Genomic DNA, 18,664 nt, shown 5'->3' on the forward strand with positions numbered 1-18,664 from the left:
ATTTCCACTTTATTGTTAATTTGCAGGTGTCCCTTGATGAAACCTTAATTGCCATTGGTTTGCTGAATTTTTTAGCCAAATAGATGAGCGGTTAGTTAGCTTGGTTTTACCCCCATCTTGTTGTTCAAAACTGATATAAGTCATTAACACCGTATTATCACTCAATTGCGAGCAGTGGAAGTTTTCGGCGTAAATCGTTTTAGCTGTTTCATTAGCCAATGACGCTAAGGTATCGAGTTTATCGATTGAAAAGCCAGAACGACCAAATTCAAAAAAATCCTCATGTAATATCTCGCGAAGAAAATTGCTATTCTGTCGGTTAGTACTGTTATGTAATTTTTTTTCTAATTCAATCAGTTTATTTATCACTCGCGTTCCCCCAATTGTTGTGCCAGTTTCTCGGCGAGTTGCGTAATGATATCCGAGGTATTAGCATGGAAATGCATGGCAATTTCCATTTCTTGAGCAGCTGGGAAACCTTCTTCTTCTGTTAAAATTCGATGTTGAGGAAGTTTTGCTCGTAAAGGTAATAAACTAACACCTAACCCATCTGCGATAGCACTTTGAATACCTGCAAGGCTAGAACAAGTATAAGTTATGTGCCAAGGGCGTTGCTCATTGTCTAATAACTTAAACATGTCATTACGATAAAGGCCGTTTTCAGGAAAAACCACCAAAGGTACTGAATCATTATTGAAACGTTTATATTGGTTGCTCGTTAGCCAACACAAAGGCTCTGGCCAATGGTAATCACTTTTAAATTCACCTTTCTTCTGTTTCACAATAATTAAATCTAATTCGCCATGTTGGTAGCGCTGATGAAGTTGTCGGCTTAGGCCACTCGTGACTTCTAACCGCACATTGGGGTTAGCTTGCATAAATGCGGCCAGTGTCGGCGTGACTTGGCCAGAAGCGAGGTCTTCAGGAAAACCGAGCCGAATAGTTTGAATGACGGCATTGCCAGTGATTTTCATAAAGAAGGTATCATTGAGCGCCAATATATTTTTTGCATAACTCAACAAAACTTCACCAGTTTCGGTTAAGGTTAGTATGCGGTGCCCTCGGACAAATAAAGGCTGACCGACTAAAGCTTCTAGCCGTTGAATTTGCTGGCTCAATGTTGATTGTGTTGAATTTAAATGCTGTGAAGCCACGGTGAAATTCCCTGTTTCAGCAACAGTGACAAAGGTTTTTAACAAAACAAGATTGAGCAATGGATTCATTTTATAAATACCAATCATTTAGTTATTTAATTTTTAAATAGCATACTTTTTCAGTAGATTAAAGGGTCATAGGGGAGATTAATCATGAAAACATTCTTTTTACGTGCAAAATGGTTGGTTCACTTAGCTAGCATTCTTATGATTTCATTGATATTTATGGGGAAAGGTATGGCAAACCCACAAGCTAACTCTTTGGTATCATTGGCTGAGCAAGGTAACTTACAAGGTGTTAAGTCCTTAGTTGAGCAAGGTGTGGATATTGAACAGCGCGATTCACGCCAACGAACTGCGTTGATGGCGGCAACCCATGAAAACCATCTTGAAGTTGCCCGTTTTTTGATTGAGCAAGGTGCGGACGTTAATGCACGGGATAATATGCAAGATTCCCCTTATTTGTACGCAGGGGCGCGTGGTTTGCAAGAGATACTAATATTGACTCTACAACATGGCGCTGATTTAAAAAGTACCAATCGCTACGGGGGAACTGCTTTGATCCCTGCGGCAGAACGTGGACATGTTGCAACGGTTAAAACCTTGATTGATGCGGGTGTTGACGTCAATCATGTTAATCGGTTGGGTTGGACGGCACTAATTGAAGCGATTATTTTGGGTGATGGTAGCGATAAGTATGCACAAATTGTCACTGAATTAATCAAAGGTGGCGCAGATGTTAACTTAGCTGATGGTTCGGGGATATCACCGCTGACGTTGGCAAAAAGTAAAGGTTACCGTAACTTGATTGAAATTCTTGAGAATTCAGGAGCGAAATAATGTCGGATACGCAATTTTTACAACAAGCTATCAACTTAGCAATGGAAAACGTGCGAGCTGGCGGGCGGCCTTTTGGCGCAATTATTGTCTGTGATGGGCAAGTTGTTGCGAGTGGCGTTAATCAAATACTTGAGCTCAATGACCCAACCGCCCATGCGGAGCTAATGGCATTGCGTCAAGCAGGGCAAAAATTAAGCCGCGTGAAATTAGATGACTGTGTGGTTTATGCAAGTGGGCAGCCTTGCCCGATGTGCTTGGCCGCGATGCGAATGGCGGGTATCTCTCGGGTCGTCTACGCCTATTCAAATGATGACGCCGCACCTTTTGGGCTTTCTACAGATGCGATTGCAAAAGCGCTGAGGGTCGTTCCTGAGCAACAATCAGGTTTACGGTTTGAGCAACTAAAACCCAATGATGAAACGCGCAGTACACTGTACCAACAGTGGTGGGAACGGCAATCTAAATGAGTAAAGCGGCACCATCTTCGCTGGCGTTAGTACTGACCATTGTTTTAGTCGGGGTGAACTTACGCCCCTTTATGACGGGCCCAGGGCCTGTTATCGACAATATCATTCAAACGACAGGGATGAGTTATCAAAGCATTTCGCTTTTAACATTGTTACCCATGTTATTGATGGGGGTTGGCGCATTGGTTGTACCAATGCTAAACCAACGAATAGGTGAACGTGCGGGTATCAGTAGCGCAATGCTATTACTGCTGGTCGGTTCACTCGCTCGTTACTTTGTTGTTGATGGTGCAGCTTTATTATTAACCGCTTTTTTATGTGGAGTGGGTGCGGCTTATATCCAGTCGGTATTTCCTGGGCTCATCAAAGCGAATTTCCCCCAAAAAATGGCGATGATGACAGGATTATATTCAGCCACGTTAATGGCAGGGGGAGCTATTGGTGCACAGATCACGCCTTTGGTTGAAGAAATGACAGGCCATTGGCAGAGTGCCTTAGCATGGCTTGCTTTCCCTGCTTTGTTGGCGCTGTTGGCTATTTGGGCGAATGTACACACGGAGCGGGGCTCAAAAGCAGAGCAGGTCTCAGTGTTGACATTCTTACGAAGACCGAGAGCATGGTTGTTGATGGCAGGTTTTGGGCTGATTAATGCGGGCTATGGCACCGTAGTGACTTGGCTAGCGCCTTTTTTCCAAGAACAGGGAATGAGTGCTGCACAAAGTGGCACTTTTGTTGCCATATTAACGGTGTTTCAGGCGTTATCTGCACTCATGATCCCCGTGTTTGCTTCGCATAATATTGATCGTCGTTTTTGGCTGATTGTCACGCTCAGTTGCCAAGCTCTTGGTTTTTCTGGGTTGATGCTGTTTGCCAGCGATGTGCCACTTTTATGGGTCGCGTTATTAGGTATGGGGCTAGGCGGCTGCTTTGCATTAAGTATTATTACTGCTTTAGATCATTTGCCTCATCCCGTTAGCGCAGGCGCATTGACTTCCTTGATGCAGGCTGGAGGATTTATTATTGCAGCCTTTGGGCCATTATGCGCCGCGTGGATACAGCAATTGAGCCAGAGTTTTACATGGGTATGGGCAATGCATGTGATTTTTGTATTAGTAACATTGATTCTTTATTTGCGTTTGAACCCTAAAAGCTACAGTCAAATCTTCAATTTAAAATAATTAATTTCCTCTTTATTTATTGCGAATGATAATTATTGTTATCTTGGTGTTTTTTTGTCACTATACTGTTTATTTATTCGTCTAGGTAAGAGCCCTATGCAGCAGCGTATTGAAGATAAATTCACACAAGCACATTCAGCCCGTGAAGAACAATCTGTTGGTGAATTTATCCGGATCCGCCGCGGTGAGTTTCTGATTAACCGTGATTTAGGTATTGAAGAAGAACAAGCCGCTGGGCTCAAAATTGTGGCTATCCATCAAGGGGCAATGGGTTGCCGTAGTAGTGCGGGACAAAATGTGGAGGTCAATTCACCTTCATTGATTTTATCGAGCAGCCAGCAAAATTATTTACTGAATAATCAATTTTATGGCCAACAAATCATGAAATACACCATGATTGATATCTCTCCTGAATGGTTAGAGGCTCAGCAATTAAGTTTACCTGATACGTGCTATCACCCTAGCGCCCCAAAGCTATTACAGTTGGTTATTCCTCCTAATATACTCGCAATCACTCATCAATTATTTGCTTGCCCAACTCATTCGTCATTACGTCATCTATATTTAAGTGCTAAAGTGTCAGAAATTACGGCATTATGCTTACATCATTCGTTATCTAGTGCGAACTCGGCGGTTATAGGCACATTACGGCAGCGAGATATTGATAGCCTGCACATGGCAAAAACGATATTGATTCAGGAAATGGAATCTCCGCCCAGTTTAGATGAACTGGCGAAACGACTAGGGATCAATACCCGTAAACTTACCCAAGGCTTCCGTCAATTATTCGGTAATAGTATTTATGGCTGGTTGCAGGAGTACCGCTTAGAAACAGCTTTTCAACTGCTGAGTATGAATGATGCGAATATCTCAACAGTGGCTTACCAAGTCGGCTATACCCCCGCTCATTTCTCCGTTGCATTTCGCAAACGCTTTGGTATTTCACCTAATCAACTCAAAAAATAACAGTGTGTACGCCGGATAACGATAGACAAATTCCGGCGGTCGAAAGTAACCCATCACATTAATTGCTAAATTGATAACAATTATCATTTAACTTTTTTAGGGTGGAAAATGCTGTCCGTTTATAACATTAAGTCACGCGGAATATTCCGCTTAACACCTTGCGCCCTTTTGTGTGCAACAGTGAGTTGGTCTGTACAAGCAAACACAGAGTTAGTACAACCGAAACAGGATGTTATACAAGTGACAGCATCCTCAGAGGTTGATGATGACTATGTTGCACCGGGCGTGACGACACTTGGAAAAATGGCACTCAAGCCGCGAGAAGTGGCGCAATCTGTTAGCGTGATTGATAGAGAACAAATTGAAAAACAAAACTTACAAACCCTTGATGATGTAATGCAACGTGCTACAGGGGTAACCAGTGCGCCTTATGTGAAGTTAACCACCGCTTATTATGTTCGTGGTTTCCAGATTGACTCATTTGAAATTGATGGTGTACCTGCGTTATTAGGGAATATGGCGAGCTCACCTCAAGATATGGCGGTATACGAGCGGGTCGAAATTCTACGAGGCTCGAATGGCCTATTGCATGGTATGGGAAACCCCGCGGCAACCGTCAATATGGTTCGCAAACATGCGCCAAAAAAAAATATGGCTAAGTTGAGCTTAAGTGCGGGAAGTTGGGAGCGTTATCGTGGGGAAGTAGATGTTGGGGGGCTACTGAATCAGTCAGGTTCAGTGCGCGGACGGTTTGTTATGGCGTGGGAAGATAAAGATTATTTTTATGATGTTTCTGACCAGCAAACACGGTTGATGTACGGTACTGTTGACATCGATATTACCCCAGATACTTTACTGCGTATGGGGGCACAATTCCAAACGATTGATTCTGTTACCAATATGGCGGGTGTTCCTTTCGGTAAAGATGGCAGTGATTTACATCTACCGCGTAAAACCTATTTAGATGTGGATTGGGACCGCTTCAAGTGGGACACCTCCCGTTCATTTGCGGGTATTGAACATAAAATCAATGATGATTGGCAATATAAGCTTAACGCAGAGTATCAACATGTAAATGCCCGATTATTGTACGCAGGAGCATGGGGAAATATCGACCCTGTAACTGGTGATGGCGCAATGTTAATGGGGGGAGCGTATAAATTCCGTAACGAACAAACCAGCTTAGATACCAGTTTAAACGGTAAAGTAGACGCATGGGGGTTAACCCATGATGTGGTTGTCGGTGCAAGTTATTCTCATGCTAGTGAAAAGCAATATAGCGCAGATTTAGACCCCGCCTTAAATGTGCCAGTGAATGTGTATCGTTGGGACCCTCACAGTGTACCAAAACCTAATGTTGGCGCTTATAGCTCCGCAGGGCCAACCAAAACGACACAAAAGGGTCTATACGGGATGGGACGTATCAAAGTGATCGAACCTGTTACTGTTATTGCGGGGGTGCGTGATAGCTGGTGGGATGTGAAAACACCAACAGCAAACTTCACTGAAAATGGCCGCCTTACTCCCTACGGTGGTGTGATTTGGGATTTTACGCCGCAATGGTCATGGTATAGCAGCTATTCAACAGTTTATCAGCCACAAACAGGGAAAACGTGGAGCGGAAAAATGCTCAAACCTGTTGAAGGGCAAACGCTTGAAACGGGTGTCAAAGGCGCACTATTCAATGGCGGATTAAATCTATCAGGTGCTATTTACCAAATTGATATTAAAAATAACCCACAAATTGACCCTGCACACCCGACCGGCGGGTTTAATAATTACTTTATCAGCGGTGGGAAAGTACGTAGTCAAGGATTTGAATTGGAAGGGATTGGCTATCTAACACCTTTCTGGGATGTATCAGTGGGTTACACCTATACGGATACCAAATATCGTGATGACAGCCAGAACAAAGGCGAGTCCTATAACACATTGACCCCGCGACATATGTTGCGAGTTTGGTCGAACTATGACTTGCCTTGGAATGAGCGCAAATGGAGCTTGGGTGGTGGTATGCAAGCTCAAAGTGCATACAGTACAAGTAACGGTAATGTGACTTTACGCCAAGGTGGATATGCCATTTTTAATGCCCGTTTAGGCTATCAAATCGATGAAACATGGACGGCTGCCGTTAACGTTAATAACGTGTTCGACCGTCGTTATTACTCAGGGTTGTTCTCTCCTCAATGGAATAACCGCTATGGTGACCCACGTAATGTGATGTTTACATTGAAGGCCGATTTTTAATGAAATTAGTCAGTTGCCTAGCAGTTATTGGCACTTTGTTCAGTGGGATCGTGCTATCGATGTTGATAGCACGTTTTTATCCATCAGCAGAGCCCCTCGAACGCTTATATGGTGCGATATTTCTAAGTGTTATCACCTCAATGGGGTTATTGGTTTATAACCTCAGCGCATCAAATTGGCGGCAAATATTAGTACGCAGCTATAGCTGGTGGCCATTGCCGCTTTTTTTAATGATGAGGGGATGGATATGAAGAATAAACAGCCTCTTTCTCTCACTCGTCGTTTAGACCAATTACATCGCAGTGCGGGGGTGCTATTTGGCGTTTTTTTGTTTGTGATCCTATTTACAGGATGTTGGAGCTTAGGCAGTGATGCATTGAGGTTATGGGGCAACAAGGTGCCACTTTCAGGTGAGTTACTACCACTTGAACAGCTCCTTGCATTGCAACCAAGTGCAACCATGATCCAATTGCCGGAACAGCATAACCCAGTGATCACTTTTTGCCAGAGTCAGGGAAGTTGTGAGCTAAGCTATAGCGCGATTAACGGTGAATTGGTTGTATTAGACAGCCCGACAATGTGGCTAGTGACATTACATAAAAATTTATTTATAGACTTTCCTGGGCGCATTCTTATCAGTTTATTTGGTTTTGCATTAGCTGTCTTATTAATTACAGGTCTAGTAATACAGCGCCGTAGAATAGCCACTATGGTGCGCTTGCCGCGTGTTACACACTTGAGAGTGTTGCTTCACGATTTACATAGCTGGCTTGGCCTATGGTGTTATCCGTGGTTGGTTTTATTTGCGTTTACCGGCGCGTTATCGGGGCTAGGGGCGCTCGGAACCGTTTCCCTCGGTGAAAGGGCTGCACCGGATAATCCACAAATTATCATGAAAGCTCTGATGGGGGAGTTTGAGCCACTAAAAACACCCGTACCTGTGGCTGAAAGCTCAATCACTGCGGCAGTCAGCGCATTACAGCAAACAGTCCCTAGCTTTATACCTCAAACTTTGTTCAAGCAAGGTGAAATGTGGGTGATTGGTGGTGTGCGTAATGGGCAGTTATCTACTTCTAATTTCGAACAATATCAATTTGATAGTAAAAAACGCCAGTTAGTTGCAGTGCGGGATTCTGCAATGCAAGGTATTTGGACTCGTGCTTTTATTGCCATCCAACCCTTGCATTATGGGCAATATCAATGGCTACCTAAAATAAGTAACACATTGAGTTACCTGCATTTTATCGCGGGCTTGAGTGGGCTGATATTGATTTCTGTTGGCCTAGCTATGTGGTGTTGGAAAAAAAATCATAGCCTAGCGGCAAGGTTCATTGTGGGCAGTTGTGGGGGATTGCTGTTGTCCGCATGTGCACTATTAGCGGCAGTGCCATGGTTCACTTCATTGTTACCAATACATTTTTTTATCGGCTGGGGGATAGCATGTACTGCGAGTCTACTCTGCAAAAATGTACAGTTGAGCTTGCAGGCATGCCTTTTATTCTCTGCTGCTTTGTTGCTATTTGCATTTATAGCCTCCTATCTGTTTAGTTCGTTGCCTTTTTCTCGTATCAATCTCGTTTTGTTATGTGGCGGAATAGGGCTTTTATGTATTTTATTCGGTTGTCGAAAATTGTTAGGCACAGCAAAACGTGCGCGGAGTGAGTATGAAAGATCTATTACAAAATAAACAGTTAGTGGTGACTTTGGGGTTACTTTATCTTGCGCAAGGGATACCGATGGGGATAGCAATGGATGCGTTGCCTACCTTTTTACGCCATGACGGAGGAGAACTGAAAGCATTAGCTTTTTTGCCATTAGTCGGTTTGCCATGGGTGGTGAAATTTTTATGGGCTTCGTTTGTTGATAACCATTGGGGGAAACGTTTAGGTCGTCGTAAAAGTTGGATTATTCCAATGCAAATTATTGTCACGGTAACGATGTTTGCGTTAAGTACCATCGGGCTATCGGTTGCGAATGCTTTCCCTTGTATTGTCTTGTTGTTTGTCGCTTCACTTGCTAGTGCTACCCAAGATATTGCAACAGATGGCATGGCTGCTGAGCAAGTCAGTGGCACAATGTTATCAAAAATTAATGCGGTGCAGATAGCTGGGGTGATGGCAGGGTTTTTTATTGGCGGTGCAGGGTTGATGATCATGAGTGAAAGTTTTGGTCAGCAGCTTGCCTTAGGGGTTTTAGCTTGTGTACCGTTACTTAGTTTATTGTTTATTAGTGTCTGCCCATTAAAAACACCATCAATAACACAGGAAATGAACGAGAAAGCGAGTCTATTAAAAACAGTAAAACGTCGTGGTGCTCCGCGTTTACTGTTATTAACTTTACTTTCTGCGGTAACGGCTGTTTCCGGTTTTGGTTTAGCCAAACTATTCTTAAATGATGCTGGTTGGTCATTAGCGCAAATTGGTAAAATGGGCATGGCTGGTGGCATGGTCACATTAGTACTGGGTTGTGGCGGTGGGGCGTGGTTAATCGGTAAAACCGGTGTGTGGCGCGCTTTCTCATTTGGTCTATTATTTGCTTTACTCTCTTCATTATTGTGGTTGTTACAATCCTTTAGTGGCGTGTCAATTAGCTTAGTGGCACTTTGTATTACATTTGGTTCATTATCTGCGGGGATCACATCAGTCGCGATAATGACGGCGGGAATGCAATTTGCATCACGCTATCAGCAAGCGGGTACTGACATGACCGCAGTACAAAGTACGCGGGATATTGGCGAATTAGTCAGTTCGATGATGCTTGTTGGTTTAACGGCAGCGGTAGGTTATTCAGGTGGGTTTATATTAGGGGCATTAATTGCCTTTATAGCGTTGCTAGTGACATTTTCACATTACCGTTATGTGAAAAGATTAGAAGCAGAGCAAGTTTAATATAAATAGAGCCGGTGCTATTTTTTACGTTTCTTATTTTGTTTTTTGACTTCTTTATTCGCTTTCTTTTCAATGGAATTGAAGTAGATATCTAAATAATGTCGGTTGCTTAAAAATGAAATTAAGCAACTGGCAACAATGACAACCCAGACAAGTTGCAGCTTAATCGAATTTTCAATACTGAAAAGGAGCAATAGTGGGATCATGATCATCATGCTTATGAAAATGGAGCACAATAACGCGCCAGCAATATAGAGTGAGTACTTTTTTAACCCGAAAATATTGAGGATGGTAAGCACGACAAAAGTTAACAGTAGCGTACCAAATGTCGCAAACATAATGATTAGCCCAGCCTCTTGTTCAATAAGCCAATCCGTGAAACCAAACCAAGAAAAAGGGATACTTATCATTGTAAGCGCTCCTGTTTACTAAATAGTAGGGGGATATCTTTAAAACGAAATAACCTGGCAAAAATAACATTGGGGAAAACATGAATATCTGTATTGTAGAGTGTGACGGTTTGGTTGAAAAACTCACGTCGGTCTGCAATTTGGTCTTCAACATGTTTTACTTGTGTTTGCAATTCCAGTAACACCCCTTTACTTATCAGCGTTGGATAGTTTTCAGCGATAGCAATCAGCGGTTTTATTTTTGCTGGAAATTGGTTTGCAGTATCGACTTTGGTTTCAATAGCGGTACTGGATAAATAGCGCTGACGGCTGGCAATTAACTCGCTAAACAGCTGTTTTTCATGTGCCATCGCTTTATCTGCAACTTGAGTTAATATAGGAACTAATTCAACTTGCTTCTTTAATAGCACATCTATATTCGCAAATGCTTTATGGCAATTGTTTTTTAAAAATACAATATTATTATAAATATTAATTATATAGCGTATAAAAATATAGCTAATAACAGCGATAATAATGAAAAAAATAAGCTTTTCCATGTTAGTTATCACCGAATAATGAGATCTGGTCGAAATGCATATTTAGCAGCCCGTTTTGATAATCCATTGGCGTAACTAAAATCACACCAATCAGAAAAAGTGCAATCATGGCGGTAATAGCTAAATTTCGACGTAATGGACCTGTTTTGTTCCAACGAACGACATAGTCTGAGGGCGAGACGCCTAATAGCATATGAGGTGCCTTACGTATAATAATCGATTCGCCTTTTTCATTGGCATCTGCTGTACCAATTAATAAATAACTGTGGTTTGCTTCAAGTAAATATTCTTTGTAACGGCGATTACCGCTTTCAATATCCATATGTGGTTCTAAGCCAGGGTAAACAAAATAGTCTGGATCGCACTCTACTTTTACCGAACCAGTATCATCCGTAAGAGTGAAGCTATGCATGTTGCATTTGCTATTTTGTAAGGTATAACTCTTTTTACCGTCTTTATCTTTTGATATGGAATATTCAAAATAAAATGAGCCGTAACAGGTTTTATTACCTAACTGACTTTTAATTACAGTACCCGCAGTGATTTTCCCTTCAACCTCCACAAGGCCCATCGCCATTGAGCGTATTTTAGAGGTGGCTAAGTTTTTCTGAAATTTTAAAAAGCGCTTGGTTGGCGTATTTTCAATCGCTTTAAATACAAAGGCTAAGACAAATGCGATAAAAAATACGCGCATGTCGATGAAGAACCCTGCAAATAGGCAAGTGGCGATCAGCATACCTATAAGAGTTTTAAGAAACGCACTAAACTTTGATGAGCCTTCATTTTGTAAACGTTGATAACGTTGATAGCCCGCTTTACTAGCCTTGACAACATTACGGGTAATAAAAAAGGTGATGACGAGAATAACGACGTAATAAATAATACTGCCATAGTCGCCGATAGAAGGAGAGAGTGAGTACCACATACCACAAGCAACACTGATAAAAGGAATAATCCCCCAGTTTACCTTTTTATTTATCGAAAATTTGTTATCGATAAATAAAATTAAAGCGCCAATGACGGCTCCGAGTAAAAAATACATATTCACGTATTCGTACCTTTACACTGACATCATTTAAATTGGACACCTTGATATTTTTTCTCATCTTCAGAAATATCAAGTAATGGCAGAGCTGTAAAACGAAAGGCATTCGCAATCAGGCTATCTGGAAACATTTGTATCGCGGTATTGTACTCTGTTGTTGCATCATTAAAGCTTTCACGTCGTTGAGCAATTTTATTTTCAACTTCACTTAAGGCGATTTGTAGTTGTGTGAATTGCTCTCCAGAGATCAACGTAGGGTAGTTTTCTGCAATGGCAACAAGACTGCTGAGTGCACGGTTCATTTCATTTGATGCCGCAATTTTTTCATTCATATTTTGGGCATTAAAATAGCGTTGGCGTGCATCACTTAATGAGGTAAATAATGCTTTCTCATGTTCCATCGCTTTTTCTGTAATGGTAACGAGTTGTGGGATTTGGTCTGCACGCTGCTTTAAAATAACATCAATATTAGCAAATTGGTTGCTGACTTGATTACGGGCGTTGATTAGGCGGTTATAAATTGAGACCCCCCAGCCTACGGCCAATAATAGCAAAATAAATACAACAATAAGTGTGATGGTCATTTGAGTGCCTTTTAACTCCATGATATGTAGCTTGAATTAAAAATATAAGAGCCTTGTGGCTTATGCAATCAGAAAAGAATGAAAGTCAGGTTAGATGCAGTATTAAGATGTGGTTTTATCTAAGAAAAAAGCGTGGATAAAAAAATAGCCTCTTAAAGTCGAGGCTATTTAATCGATATCTGTGAGTTATTAAGCGGTTGGCTCAAGGATTTGATGCATAACAGGGTGGAATTTACGTTTAAAGTAAACTAACCCATGCCCTGTGTCATTTACAATGATTTGTTTCATTTCAACCATGTAGACAGAGTGTGTACCAATGTCCTGAACTTGCGTGATTTCGCCTTCAAGATTAGCGAGGGCATTTTTCAATAATGGTTGCTGTAAAATACCGTTATCCCACACATTCCAGCTAAAACGTTCTTCCATCGTGGAACCTTTCATTCCAGCAAAATGGCACGCTAACTCTTCTTGGTCATGACTCAGCACATTCACACACAGGCGGCCATTCTTTTGAAATACCGCATTCATTGCACTGTTGCGGTTGACACATACCATCAAAGTTGGTGGCGTATCCGTAACTGAACAGACTGCAGTTGCTGTAATTCCACAGCGACCTTCAGTACCATCCGTGGTGACTATGTTCACTGCTGCACCGAGACTAGCCATCGCATCTCTGAAACGCAGGCGATGTTCATTTTCTAAAGACATATTGACCTCCTGCTACTGATTACTTCAGCAGCGAATCTAACTGATTAATATCATTATTGTTATACAGGTGTGGACGTTTCCATCCGTGTTGATCGTAATCTGATAAGCAGCGATCAACCATATCTGTCATGGCTTTCATGTTGCCAGAACCTTGTGCATGACGCAGACATTGCAGGCGAATTTCATCTTGGCTCCCTGCGTAGTTAATTTCATACAGTTCGTGGCGGCCACCAAATTCACTACCGATTGCATCCCACATAAGTTTAAGGATCTTGATACGTTCAACGTGATCCATTCCATTAGATCCGCGAACATATTTAGCTAAATACTTATCAATTTCTGGATTATTCATATCACGAACGCTTGATGGTAGGTAAATCAGGCCACTTGTCACGTTACTTTCAATGATATTCTTGATTTTGGTGTAAGCCATTGGTGCCATAACACGGTAAGTTTGGATGGCTTGAGTATCGGGTAGATAAGCACCGCCTTCCCATGCTTGCGCTTCAGAGGTCATTGCGTCAGTCAAGGACCAGAACAGGTTACGCCACGCAACCACTTCACCTAAATCTGCTTGTACACCTCGGAAATCAATAACACCTGTACATTCTAAACTTTTTTGTAACAATCCGGTAATGAAGTCTAATTTAACCGCTAAGCGGACACAAGCTTGTAATGGGAATAAACGTGCGAATCCACCTTGAACAGCCCAATTACGTGCACGGTCAAAGTCACGGTAGATCAGGACGTTTTCCCATGGAATTAACACGTGATCCATCACCAAGATGGCATCATTTTCATCGAAACGGCTGGAAAGTGGGTAATCAAATGGTGCGCCTGTTGCGCCAGCCACTAATTCATAAGATGCACGTGAGATTAATTTCACACCGTCTGCGTCCATTGGGGCAACAAACATCAGGGCAAAGTCAGGGTTATCGCCCATCACTTGTGCGGAACCAAAACCGATAAAATTGTAATGCGTCAATGCCGAGTTAGTCGCAACGACTTTGGCTCCACTGACAATAATCCCTGCATCTGTTTCTTTTTCGAGTTTGATATAAACATCTTTCACTTCATCAGCAGGCTTATGGCGGTCGATTGGCGGGTTAACAATCGCATGGTTAAAGTACAGGCCGCTTTCTTGAATGCGCTTGTACCAATTGCGCGCGTTATCTGCAAATTGACCATAATATTCAGGGTTTGCACCTAAACAGCTGGCGAATGCCGCCTTATAGTCTGGAGTGCGTCCCATCCATCCGTAGCTCTGGCGTGACCAATCTGCGATAGCGTCACGCTGTTGGCGCAGTTCATCGGCACTTTTAGCGAAACGGAAGAATTTGTGAGTGTATCCACCGTTGCCTGTGTCGGTGTTCCAGCAAAGTTGGTCATGAGTCGTTTTATCATGAAGCGCATCATATAATTGTCCTATAGAAGCAGCTGAATTACGAAAAGCAGGGTGAGTGGTGACGTCTTTTACGCGCTCGCCATAAATATAGATTTCGCGGCCATCTTGTAAGCTTTTTAAATATTCTTGGCCATTAAAAGGGCGTTTAGCATCGGAACGAAAATCTTCTGGTTTCATGTCTACCTCGTTATCTCACAATGAGGGCTTGCATTGATAGGGTACAAAGGTTGCAAGCGAAATATGTTAATTTTATGTTTGTTTTGTGTTTCTTAATTGAATCGCTTTACGAGGGAGTTTTAAAGAGACTTTCTAAAGGTTTGCTGGTACTTTTCGTTGGGAGCTGTGTTTTGTGAAAGAAATGTGATCATCTCGATGTTTTGATATTAATGTAAATTTTTATTTATCTTACAGTGCATTGATTATTAATCATTAATTAAATAGTTATTATATTAATATTAATATTTTACATTGGGTTGTTTGTTCTTTTTTTAATCTTCATATTCACTTTTTGTTAAGCATTATTAGCATCTTTATAAAGTTAAAACAAAATTTATAAGATATCAAAAATGTTTTTAAAATGTAAAATTATTTGAAGAGTGGTTTGTAGAGATAGGTTAGAAGTAGGTATGATATACCGTTCAGGAGGCATTGATGATTTTTACCTAAAAATACGGATAAAATCACTAAGCCTCTCTTTAATGAATGTTTTGTTCTCGCCATAGGCTAGGAGAGCACCCGACTAATCGGTTAAAAAATCGCGCAAAATAGGCGGGGTCTTTGAAACCGAGCTGGTAGGCAATTTCTGAAACGGGGCTGTCGGAAAACAGTAACATCCGCTTAGCTTCACGCAATATTCGGTCAAAAATCAACCTTTTCGGTGGCCGGTTAGCAAACCGCCGGCACATATCTTTAAGGCGTGACTCTGTGACATCAAGTTTTTTGGCATATTCAGGTACCGCAAGGTGTTCATGATAATGTAAATCAATGAGCTGATTAAAACGTTGGAATAGACGATGTTCGCCTCGAACCCCCGTTGTTGGATGTTCATCAAGTGGAATCGAGCGCAGTAGAAACGTAAACAGCGCTTGGGCTAAAGAAGCGAGGGCTTGGTCTTTACCTATATAGTTATTAGCCGATTCACGCGCCATCAATGCCCAGTAATGGTTAAAGGTATCGATATCATCAGGTTTATCAGCAACAGATAAACATATAGCCGGAATATCCACTAAGTCGGGATTTGCTGGGTATAACGACCCCAGTAATGGCGTAATTAAATCCTGTCTTACGGTTAATACATGGCCATCAGTGTCTTCTTGAGTGAAAAATGCATGGGCAACGGATGGGGGCGTAAGAATAAATAATGGGGCTTGAACGGAATAGCGCGACTCATCGAGCTGCAAAGTAATATGGCCCGTAACCAAATAGTGCAATTGGAAGAAACCGTCATGGCGATGCGCTTGCATATCACGACCAAAGAAGGCCGCCATATTGCCAAAGGTTTGGTAGTGGACGTCGTCGGTGCCTTGGGTTTCGTCGTAGTCTGTACTGATGTCTATGTTAGTTATCATGCCCGTCATATTTCGACCCGTAGCGTTGTTGGCTACACTCCGCTACTCGAGTCACATACTTATGTATGCTCCCCGAGATTAACTCGCTTGCCGCCTAGCTGCAACTCGAATTGTTCTTCATTCTTCAAGCCGCAGCGTTGTTGGCTGCACTCCGCTACTCGAGTCACATACTCATGTATGCTCCCCGAGATATCGTCGCTTGCCGCCTAGCTGCAACTTGAATTATTTTGAACAATATTTAGGGGACGGATTAAATAAATTCAACTTTTCCAATCTGTTGCAGCACTTAATTTATTAAAACTCAACAGTTTTACCGTTTAAGGTGTTGCCCTTGGCCTTGAGTTTTTCATTGGGATAGCAATGACTAACAGCGCACCGACCACCAATAGGCCTGCCACAAAATAGAGGCCAGAGTTAAAGCTACCGGTTTGGTCTTTCAGCCAACCGATAAGGAGTGGGCTGACGGCGGAACCTATATTACCTGTTGCGTTGATAACCGCAATACCGATGGCACGAGCACGTAAACTGATTGATTGATCTGGGGTTGTCCAGAATACAGCCATCGCAGTAAATGAACCTGTTGAGGCCATAATAATACCAATCAATTGAATGACGGGATGGCTTGTCATCGCAGCGAGCACCCATCCTGCGGCCGCAAATAAATACGGTAGTGCAGTATGCATTTTCCGTTCTTGTAACCTATCAGAACGGCGACTCCAATAGATCATTCCTAAGATAGTACAAAACTGTGGGATTGCAGTTAATAGCCCAATCATGGCATTACTACTGCCTTCATTGAAGCTTTGCATGATCTGCGGGGTCCAGATATTAATCGCACTTAACGTATTGGTTAAACAGAAATAAGCGACGGTATACATTAAGATCACTGGGGTGAAAATTTCTTTCCATAAGCTTTTGTTCTGCAATGCGGTATGGCTTTTGGAACCATGTGGCTGTACGAGTTCCAGCTGGTCTTGGTCCATCATTTCTTGCAGTGTGTCTTTGTCTTCTTGGGTCAACCACTTAGCTTTTTTCGGCGAATCATCAAGATAGAACCAAACTAGCACACCGAGGATCACGGATGGGAAACCTTCTAGTAGGAACAGCCATTGCCAACCTTTTAGGTCTAAAATGCCATCCATACCTAGAATATAACCGGATGCGAGTGAGCCGAATGCCATGGTGACTGGCATCGCAATCATAAATAAGGCATTAGCACGAGCGCGGAAATAGGCAGGGAACCAGTAAGTCAAATAAACTAAAATCCCGGGTAAGAAGCCCGCTTCAGCGATACCCACTAACATCCGTAGGACGTATAAACTGGTTGGCCCTGTGGCAAACATGGTGGCTGTAGAAGCGATACCCCAAAGTACCATGATGGTGGCTATCCAGCGGCGAGCACCAACAATCCCCAACATGATGTTACTTGGAATACCAAAAATCACATAAGTGGCATAGAACAAGGTGGCGGCTAAGCCGAACATGGTGGAAGTTAGGCCGATGTCTTTCCCCATGGTTAGACCCGCAAAGCCAATATTAATACGATCTAAGAAGGAAAAAACAAATAGCACAAATAAAAATACAATGAGACGTTTAAATAACTTATTAATCACTCGCTGCTGCGGTTCGGTTAAATTTTTATGTTGTTCAGCAGGGTTAGTGCTTGCAAGTTGTTGATTACTCATATTGTAGGGCCCTCAATTCTTTCTTTTACAGATTATTATAGGTACAAGGGACGAGTAGGCAGTCATGGTGCTGTCTGCCCAATGTTGCGATATTGATTTCTTATTTATCTAATTAAGTTATTTGTCTGTAGGGTTAAAATTAACTTATTTAGAGACAGTTATAATTAATAAACGCTTGGTGTACTCGAGGCCACCTCTGAGACGGTTTTACCAAATTTTGCTGCTAGCGCTTCTGCGGTACGTGCTAGTAGCGTGGTATCAACCCCGACGGCAACAAATAGTGCGCCGAGTTTAAGATAATGTTCAGCGACATCTGGGGCTGCCATTAAAATACCGGGTGCCAAGCCAGCCTCACGAATTTGTAAAATCGCTTTTTCGATTGCGGCTTTGACTTCAGGGTGGTTAGGGTTCCCTGAGAAGCCCATATCTGCGCTAAGATCCGCAGGGCCGATAAACACACCGTCGACACCTTCAACTTTTAGGATATCGGGAAGGTTATTCATGGCTTCACGGGTTTCAACCTGTACTATCACACACATTTCATCATTGGCACGGGTTAAATAATTAGGTACTCGGTTCCAACGAGAAGCACGTGCCAAAGCACTGCCGACACCGCGTATCCCAGCTGGCGGGTAACGTGTTGCGCGCACAGCTTGCTTGGCTTGCTCTGCATTTTGTACCATCGGTAGCAAAAGGGTTTGTGCGCCAATATCCAGTAATTGCTTAATGATCACCGGATCATTCCACGGTGGCCGTACCACGGGCTGTGACGGATAAGGGGCGATCGCTTGTAATTGAGATAATGTCGTTTGCACATTATTTGGTGCATGTTCACCATCAATTAATAACCAGTCGAAGCCTGCACCAGCAAGTAATTCAGCACTATATGGGCTGCACAAGCCAAGCCATAAACCGATTTGCGGTTGACCACTTTTTAGTGCTTTCTTAAATTTATTTTCTAAAATATCCATGCCATTTTC

Annotated in this window: 19 protein-coding genes; 8 read left to right on the forward strand and 11 right to left on the reverse strand. The window is 42.4% G+C overall.

Annotated elements, in window-relative coordinates; all coding sequences use genetic code 11:
• Nucleotides 1-15: 15 nt before the first annotated feature.
• A complete protein-coding gene (locus tag P3L44_RS03835; protein WP_110592381.1) occupies nt 16-369 on the reverse strand; it encodes a DUF4440 domain-containing protein in 354 nt (117 codons plus the stop codon).
• The gene (locus tag P3L44_RS03840; RefSeq protein WP_272661655.1) at nt 366-1,223 is read right to left on the reverse strand and encodes a LysR substrate-binding domain-containing protein; all 858 of its coding nucleotides are present in this window, start codon (nt 1,221-1,223) and stop codon (nt 366-368) included. Before P3L44_RS03840 ends, P3L44_RS03835 begins: the two co-directional genes overlap by 4 nt.
• Before the next feature lie 84 nt (nt 1,224-1,307).
• Between P3L44_RS03840 and P3L44_RS03845 the strand changes: the two genes are divergently transcribed.
• The 8 genes from P3L44_RS03845 (at nt 1,308) to P3L44_RS03880 (ending at nt 9,740) form a co-directional block, all read left to right on the forward strand.
• Entirely contained in the window at nt 1,308-1,994 is a 687-nt protein-coding gene (locus P3L44_RS03845) for an ankyrin repeat domain-containing protein (RefSeq protein ID WP_004905375.1), read from the forward strand.
• Entirely contained in the window at nt 1,994-2,461 is a 468-nt protein-coding gene (locus tag P3L44_RS03850) for a nucleoside deaminase (protein WP_140172128.1), read from the forward strand. The genes P3L44_RS03845 and P3L44_RS03850 overlap by 1 nt, the downstream gene beginning before the upstream one ends.
• Complete coding sequence (locus P3L44_RS03855; protein ID WP_096864804.1) at nt 2,458-3,639, forward strand: cyanate transporter; 1,182 nt, start codon at nt 2,458-2,460, stop codon at nt 3,637-3,639. Before P3L44_RS03850 ends, P3L44_RS03855 begins: the two co-directional genes overlap by 4 nt.
• Before the next feature lie 96 nt (nt 3,640-3,735).
• Nucleotides 3,736-4,605 (forward strand): helix-turn-helix transcriptional regulator, encoded by an 870-nt coding sequence (locus tag P3L44_RS03860; RefSeq protein ID WP_140172129.1) that lies wholly within the window; start codon nt 3,736-3,738, stop codon nt 4,603-4,605.
• 108 nt (nt 4,606-4,713) lie between these two features.
• Nucleotides 4,714-6,852 (forward strand): TonB-dependent siderophore receptor, encoded by a 2,139-nt coding sequence (locus P3L44_RS03865; RefSeq protein WP_272661654.1) that lies wholly within the window; start codon nt 4,714-4,716, stop codon nt 6,850-6,852.
• A complete protein-coding gene (locus P3L44_RS03870; RefSeq protein WP_112307859.1) occupies nt 6,852-7,103 on the forward strand; it encodes a hypothetical protein in 252 nt (83 codons plus the stop codon). The genes P3L44_RS03865 and P3L44_RS03870 overlap by 1 nt, the downstream gene beginning before the upstream one ends.
• The gene (locus P3L44_RS03875) at nt 7,100-8,539 is read left to right on the forward strand and encodes a PepSY-associated TM helix domain-containing protein (protein WP_140172131.1); all 1,440 of its coding nucleotides are present in this window, start codon (nt 7,100-7,102) and stop codon (nt 8,537-8,539) included. The genes P3L44_RS03870 and P3L44_RS03875 overlap by 4 nt, the downstream gene beginning before the upstream one ends.
• Nucleotides 8,517-9,740 carry a RhtX/FptX family siderophore transporter gene (locus P3L44_RS03880; RefSeq protein WP_140172132.1) on the forward strand — a complete coding sequence of 408 codons (1,224 nt, stop codon included), beginning with the start codon at nt 8,517-8,519 and terminating at the stop codon, nt 9,738-9,740. Before P3L44_RS03875 ends, P3L44_RS03880 begins: the two co-directional genes overlap by 23 nt.
• Nucleotides 9,741-9,757: 17 nt before the next feature.
• Here the strand turns inward: P3L44_RS03880 and P3L44_RS03885 are convergent, their stop codons facing one another.
• From P3L44_RS03885 to hpaI, 9 genes are all read right to left on the reverse strand, one after another.
• Nucleotides 9,758-10,150, reverse strand: a complete 393-nt coding sequence (locus P3L44_RS03885; protein WP_094962165.1) for a hypothetical protein — start codon at nt 10,148-10,150, stop codon at nt 9,758-9,760.
• The gene (locus P3L44_RS03890; protein WP_168697667.1) at nt 10,147-10,689 is read right to left on the reverse strand and encodes a LemA family protein; all 543 of its coding nucleotides are present in this window, start codon (nt 10,687-10,689) and stop codon (nt 10,147-10,149) included. The genes P3L44_RS03885 and P3L44_RS03890 overlap by 4 nt, the downstream gene beginning before the upstream one ends.
• 1 nt (nt 10,690) lies before the next feature.
• A complete protein-coding gene (locus tag P3L44_RS03895) occupies nt 10,691-11,731 on the reverse strand; it encodes a hypothetical protein (RefSeq protein WP_272661666.1) in 1,041 nt (346 codons plus the stop codon).
• 29 nt (nt 11,732-11,760) lie between these two features.
• Complete coding sequence (locus tag P3L44_RS03900; RefSeq protein ID WP_140172134.1) at nt 11,761-12,318, reverse strand: LemA family protein; 558 nt, start codon at nt 12,316-12,318, stop codon at nt 11,761-11,763.
• Between the two features lie 189 nt (nt 12,319-12,507).
• Nucleotides 12,508-13,026 (reverse strand): 4-hydroxyphenylacetate 3-monooxygenase, reductase component, encoded by a 519-nt coding sequence (gene hpaC, locus P3L44_RS03905; protein ID WP_042846858.1) that lies wholly within the window; start codon nt 13,024-13,026, stop codon nt 12,508-12,510.
• A gap of 19 nt (nt 13,027-13,045) precedes the next feature.
• Nucleotides 13,046-14,608: a 4-hydroxyphenylacetate 3-monooxygenase, oxygenase component gene (gene hpaB, locus P3L44_RS03910; RefSeq protein ID WP_272661653.1), complete on the reverse strand. Its 1,563-nt coding sequence runs from the start codon at nt 14,606-14,608 to the stop codon at nt 13,046-13,048.
• Nucleotides 14,609-15,126: 518 nt separating this feature from the next.
• Complete coding sequence (gene hpaA, locus P3L44_RS03915) at nt 15,127-16,008, reverse strand: 4-hydroxyphenylacetate catabolism regulatory protein HpaA (protein ID WP_140172136.1); 882 nt, start codon at nt 16,006-16,008, stop codon at nt 15,127-15,129.
• 308 nt (nt 16,009-16,316) lie between these two features.
• Nucleotides 16,317-17,684, reverse strand: coding sequence for a 4-hydroxyphenylacetate permease (gene hpaX / locus P3L44_RS03920; RefSeq protein ID WP_094962172.1), 1,368 nt, complete (start codon nt 17,682-17,684; stop codon nt 16,317-16,319).
• 164 nt (nt 17,685-17,848) lie between these two features.
• The gene (gene hpaI / locus P3L44_RS03925; RefSeq protein WP_140172137.1) at nt 17,849-18,655 is read right to left on the reverse strand and encodes a 4-hydroxy-2-oxoheptanedioate aldolase; all 807 of its coding nucleotides are present in this window, start codon (nt 18,653-18,655) and stop codon (nt 17,849-17,851) included.
• Nucleotides 18,656-18,664 lie beyond the last annotated feature (9 nt).

Source organism: Providencia sp. PROV175, assembly GCF_032707045.1.
In the GTDB taxonomy this organism is placed as follows: Bacteria; Pseudomonadota; Gammaproteobacteria; order Enterobacterales; family Enterobacteriaceae; genus Providencia; species Providencia hangzhouensis.

Bases quoted from the DNA above. Each gene is read 5' to 3' on its own strand.
- P3L44_RS03860 (WP_140172129.1), top strand. From the start codon at position 3,736: ATGCAGCAGCGTATTGAAGATAAATTCACACAAGCACATTCAGCCCGT.
- hpaX (WP_094962172.1), bottom strand. From the start codon at position 17,684: ATGAGTAATCAACAACTTGCAAGCACTAACCCTGCTGAACAACATAAA.
- P3L44_RS03880 (WP_140172132.1), top strand. From the start codon at position 8,517: ATGAAAGATCTATTACAAAATAAACAGTTAGTGGTGACTTTGGGGTTA.
- P3L44_RS03865 (WP_272661654.1), top strand. From the start codon at position 4,714: ATGCTGTCCGTTTATAACATTAAGTCACGCGGAATATTCCGCTTAACA.
- hpaC (WP_042846858.1), bottom strand. From the start codon at position 13,026: ATGTCTTTAGAAAATGAACATCGCCTGCGTTTCAGAGATGCGATGGCT.
- P3L44_RS03890 (WP_168697667.1), bottom strand. From the start codon at position 10,689: ATGGAAAAGCTTATTTTTTTCATTATTATCGCTGTTATTAGCTATATT.
- P3L44_RS03900 (WP_140172134.1), bottom strand. From the start codon at position 12,318: ATGACCATCACACTTATTGTTGTATTTATTTTGCTATTATTGGCCGTA.
- P3L44_RS03850 (WP_140172128.1), top strand. From the start codon at position 1,994: ATGTCGGATACGCAATTTTTACAACAAGCTATCAACTTAGCAATGGAA.
- P3L44_RS03885 (WP_094962165.1), bottom strand. From the start codon at position 10,150: ATGATAAGTATCCCTTTTTCTTGGTTTGGTTTCACGGATTGGCTTATT.
- hpaB (WP_272661653.1), bottom strand. From the start codon at position 14,608: ATGAAACCAGAAGATTTTCGTTCCGATGCTAAACGCCCTTTTAATGGC.
- P3L44_RS03870 (WP_112307859.1), top strand. From the start codon at position 6,852: ATGAAATTAGTCAGTTGCCTAGCAGTTATTGGCACTTTGTTCAGTGGG.
- hpaA (WP_140172136.1), bottom strand. From the start codon at position 16,008: ATGACGGGCATGATAACTAACATAGACATCAGTACAGACTACGACGAA.
- P3L44_RS03845 (WP_004905375.1), top strand. From the start codon at position 1,308: ATGAAAACATTCTTTTTACGTGCAAAATGGTTGGTTCACTTAGCTAGC.
- hpaI (WP_140172137.1), bottom strand. From the start codon at position 18,655: ATGGATATTTTAGAAAATAAATTTAAGAAAGCACTAAAAAGTGGTCAA.
- P3L44_RS03840 (WP_272661655.1), bottom strand. From the start codon at position 1,223: ATGAATCCATTGCTCAATCTTGTTTTGTTAAAAACCTTTGTCACTGTT.
- P3L44_RS03895 (WP_272661666.1), bottom strand. From the start codon at position 11,731: ATGTATTTTTTACTCGGAGCCGTCATTGGCGCTTTAATTTTATTTATC.
- P3L44_RS03855 (WP_096864804.1), top strand. From the start codon at position 2,458: ATGAGTAAAGCGGCACCATCTTCGCTGGCGTTAGTACTGACCATTGTT.
- P3L44_RS03875 (WP_140172131.1), top strand. From the start codon at position 7,100: ATGAAGAATAAACAGCCTCTTTCTCTCACTCGTCGTTTAGACCAATTA.